The sequence below is a fragment of the Desulfonatronospira sp. genome (assembly GCA_003563255.1).
Lineage (GTDB): Bacteria > Desulfobacterota > Desulfovibrionia > Desulfovibrionales > Desulfonatronovibrionaceae > Desulfonatronospira.
This window is the reverse complement of sequence record PWSL01000166.1, coordinates 1-4,242: the sequence shown is the minus strand read 5'-3', so window position 1 is coordinate 4,242 and position 4,242 is coordinate 1. Positions and strand designations below refer to the sequence as shown.

General features: G+C 48.3%; 3 protein-coding genes. All 3 read left to right on the top strand.

Going from position 1 to position 4,242, the window contains the following annotated elements:
* On the top strand, positions 1–2,746 hold a 2,746-nt coding region (locus QZP87_RS04785; protein WP_291321779.1), incomplete at its 5' end, for a site-specific DNA-methyltransferase.
* A 12-nt stretch (positions 2,747–2,758) separates the two neighbouring features.
* On the top strand, positions 2,759–3,727 hold the full coding sequence (locus tag QZP87_RS04780; protein WP_291321778.1) for a hypothetical protein: 969 nt from the start codon (positions 2,759–2,761) through the stop codon (positions 3,725–3,727).
* A gap of 136 nt (positions 3,728–3,863) precedes the next feature.
* Positions 3,864–4,242 (top strand): hypothetical protein (locus QZP87_RS04775; RefSeq protein ID WP_291321777.1); only part of this gene is annotated, 379 nt, incomplete at its 3' end.

The window sequence follows — 4,242 nt, the reverse complement described above, 5'->3', positions numbered from 1 at the left end:
GTGGCGCGGTAAGGATGAGCAGGATTGGTCTGACCTGGTGGTGAGTGCTCCACCGCTCTACATCCAGGAGAAGGTACACCCCAAAGTGCTGGTGGATGACCTACTGAAGCAGAGTAAGGAGAGAGCTGAGGCCACCCAGCCCCAGCAGCTAGGCTTTGACCTCTTTGCTGACTTTGACGGGTTGCCCCAGGATGCCACCGCCACCGACTTCTACAAGCATGATGCCAACTGGTCGAACCGCATGATCCTGGGCGATAGCCTTCAGGTCATGGCTTCCTTGGCAGAACGGGAGGGGCTACGGGGGAAGGTGCAGTGTATTTATCTTGACCCGCCCTATGGGATTAAGTTCAACTCCAATTTTCAGTGGTCAACCACCAGCCGGGATGTGAAGGACGGCAAGCTGGACAACATTACCCGTGAACCAGAGCAGGTGAAGGCATTTCGGGATACCTGGCGGGATGGGATTCACTCGTATTTGAGTTATTTGCGCGATCGGTTGACGGTGGCGCGGGACTTGTTGACCGATAGTGGTTCAATTTTTGTGCAGATTGGGGATGAAAATGTTCATCGAGTTCGAGCTTTGCTGGATGAAGTTTTTGGAGAAGAGAATTTTTGCACAGAGATATGTTTTGCAACTACAAGTGGACTCTCTGGCAACCTTTTGTCTAACCAATTTAATTTTTTGCTTTGGTATACTAGTTCATACTCAGACATTAAATATAGGCAGCCATATAAACCTAAAGGGTTGAAGGAAGACGTAGGTTCTCGCTATACAAGGTTAGAACTCCCGAATGGCACTAGAAGATTTATGCTCAATAATGAGCGTGGCAACGAGGATTTAGTGCCCGAAGGCACAAGAATTTACCGGCATGACAATTTAACTTCTCAGAGTGGAAGTGATAAAAGTCAATTCCAAGTTCCATTTGAAGGATATAAATTCTCGCCAGGAAAAGGACATTGGAAGACTCATGAAGAAGGACTTTTAAGGCTGAAGAGAGCCCAAAGATTGGGTGCTCCTACTAGCCGCTCTCTTGCTTATGTCCGGTTCTTAGATGACTTTCCTGTAAGTCAATTCTCGAATGTATGGACAGATACACAAACCGGCGCGTTTACTGAGTCCAAAGTTTATGTTGTCCAAACGAACACAAAAGTTATTGAACGATGCATCCTCATGACCACCGACCCCGGCGATCTTGTCCTAGATCCCACCTGTGGCTCTGGCACCACTGCCTACGTTGCTGAACAATGGGGCCGCCGTTGGATCACCATCGACACCTCCCGCGTAGCCCTAGCCCTTGCCCGTGCCCGAATCATGGGTGCCCGTTACCCCTATTACCTGCTGACAGACTCCCCAGAGGGCCAAAAGAAAGAGGCTGAAATTACCCGCAATCCCGTTTCCCAAGCTCCTACTTACCGCAACATCCGCCAGGGCTTTGTCTATGAGCGGGTGCCCCACATCACGCTCAAGGCCATTGCCAACAACACCGAGATCGACACCATCTATGAGCAGTGGCAACCCAAGGTAGAGGGGGCACTAGCAGACATCAACACCGCCCTTACTGGCCATCCCAAGCCCTACACCATCACCACCGGGGGGAGAGATGGTAAGAATGTGGACTTCACCACCAGCGGCACCGTTAAGCTGCCCTCTGGCGAGGATGCCCCGGCCAATGCCCTGCTGGAGTGGGAAGTTCCCCGTGAGGCTCCTACCGATTGGCCCCAAGCCACCCATGAACCCCTGGAGCGGTTCTGGAAGGCCCGAATTGGACGGCAGCGGGAGATCGATGCTTCCATTGCCGCTAAGGCTGACCAGGAATACCTCTACGACAAGCCCTACGAGGACAAGAACACCGTCCGAGTAGCTGGCCCCTTCACTGTTGAGAGTCTATCGCCCCACCGGGTGCTGGTGGTGGATGAGAACGACGAACTGGTAGACCCCAACCTCACTAAGCCCGATCGCAGTGCCGAAGAGAAGGAATTTGCAGATGTCATCCTTGAGAACTTGAAGGTGGCTGGGGTACAGCAGGCCCATAAGGAGGGCAAGATCAACTTCACCACCATCGTTGGCTGGCCAGGGGAGTACATCTGCGCCGAGGGCCGCTATGTCGAGGGTGAGAGCGAGACGGAGAAACGAGCAGGTATCTTCATCGGCCCTGAGTTTGGCACGGTTTCAAGGGCTGACCTGGTGGCCGCTACCCGCGAGGCCGGGGATGCTGGCTTTGATGTGCTGATTAGCTGTGCCTTCAACTACGATGCCCACTCCGCCGAGTTCACCAAACTGGGCCGCATCCCGGTACTGAAAGCCAGGATGAATGCTGACCTCCACATGGCCGATGAACTGAAGACCACAGGGGCTGGCAACCTGTTCGTCATCTTCGGTGAACCCGACATCGACATCGACGAGGTGGAGGATGGCCAGATCCAGGTCAAGATCCACGGCATTGATGTGTTTCACCCTCAGTCAGGGGAGGTGCGATCGAGCAGCCCTGATGAAATAGCCTGTTGGTTCATCGACACGGACTACAACGAGGAAAGCTTCTTTGTGCGTCATGCCTATTTCTTGGGAGCCAGCGACCCCTATAAGTCGCTGAAAACAACGCTCAAAGCTGAGATCGACGAGGAAGCTTGGGAATCCTTGTATAGCGATACATCAAGACCTTTTGATAAACCCAAGTCTGGCAGGATAGCGGTGAAGGTAATTAACCACCTGGGGGATGAGGTGATGAAAGTGTTTAGTGTAGTTTAGATTGAGTGACATATGAGTAACTATATTTATTTCTTGCTTGGATTTCTTTCTGGATCTCTTGTGACATATTTGATTGTTAGTCAGAAAAACAAGCGAAGACGTAAGTCTTATAGGCTTAATTTATCGAATGACAGTAATCAAAACCTTACCTATACGACTGACTTGGATAATTCTCTTGATAAAGATGAAGAGCTGATCGTAGATTCTGAAGAATGTAAAAAAATAGATGTCAAAAACGCTGTAAGAGAATCTCCAGATGTCATAGTAAGGTTCTTGAATGAGAAAAAAATCCAAGTAAAAAGTATGCCTGACGAGGGCGATGAGGATGAAGTATTAGATAAAATAGCTGTTTTTATGGGAGTTCGTTACGAGCTAATTGAAAAATTCTATAGAAGGATAAAATCAAATATAAGTTTAGGAAATTCATTTAGAATGAATCTTAGGAATGAAACTCAGGATGGAGTTTCGGCTGTTTGTCAACTGGCAACTAGATTGCACAGAATAGCTTTCTTAGAAGAATATAACTATCAGAATTCTCCTAAGTTCCTTTTGTATGCTAGACCGAGTAAAATCCCGAAGGCTATAAATTTTTTCACAGGACAATGGCTTGAAAGATTCATAAAAATTCAAGTTATAGAATTAATAGAAACTGTCTCCGAAGAATCTCATTATGCATATCTTTTGAATCCTAAGATAGTGCTGCCAAACGGAGATGACTTTGAGTTAGATGTCATATTTAGTATAAATGGAAATATTTTCTGGTTTGAAGGGAAAACAGGGGATTATCAAAGGCATGTGAATAAATACTCTCGAATATCGTCACTGTTGGATTTGGATAAAGAACATTCCTTTATGGTTTTGACTGATATCTCTGAATCGTCTGCAAGAGATTTATCGTTGCTATTTAATATGACGGTTGTAAGTGTAGAGAAATTTTCTGGAGTAATTCAACAAGCGATAAATCCTTCCTTGGCCGTATAAATTGTCTTGAAAATTAGTGAGTGAATAGAACGCCTAGTCTTAGTCAAGCTTCTGGGACAGTTACCACCAAGAAGAGTGGCTAGGACTGTCTGGTGAAATTCTTGACCGCATCAAAGCTTTGAAAGGTAGCTAGACTATGGAATTCCGTATCGCAGACACCTTCACCGACAGCCTCACCAAGCTGACCAACCAGGAGCAGAAAGCTGCTAAGACAGCCGCCTTCGATCTCCAGCTAAACCCAGCTAGTTCTGGCCTGCGGTTCCATAAGCTCGATCGCGCCAAAGACTCCAACTTCTGGTCAGTCAGCGTCAACATGGACATTCGCCTGATTGTCCACAAAACCGACTCCAGCCTGTTGCTCTGCTACGTGGATCACCATGACGACGCCTATAACTGGGCCAGGCGGCGCAAGATTGAACGACACCCCAGGACTGGCGCAGCGCAACTGGTGGAGGTGCGCGAAACCGTTGAAGAAGTCATCATCCATCAGCCTGTTACCAAGCCCGCAGCTGCAC

Bases quoted from the DNA above. Each gene is read 5' to 3' on its own strand.
- QZP87_RS04780 (WP_291321778.1), top strand. From the start codon at position 2,759: ATGAGTAACTATATTTATTTCTTGCTTGGATTTCTTTCTGGATCTCTT.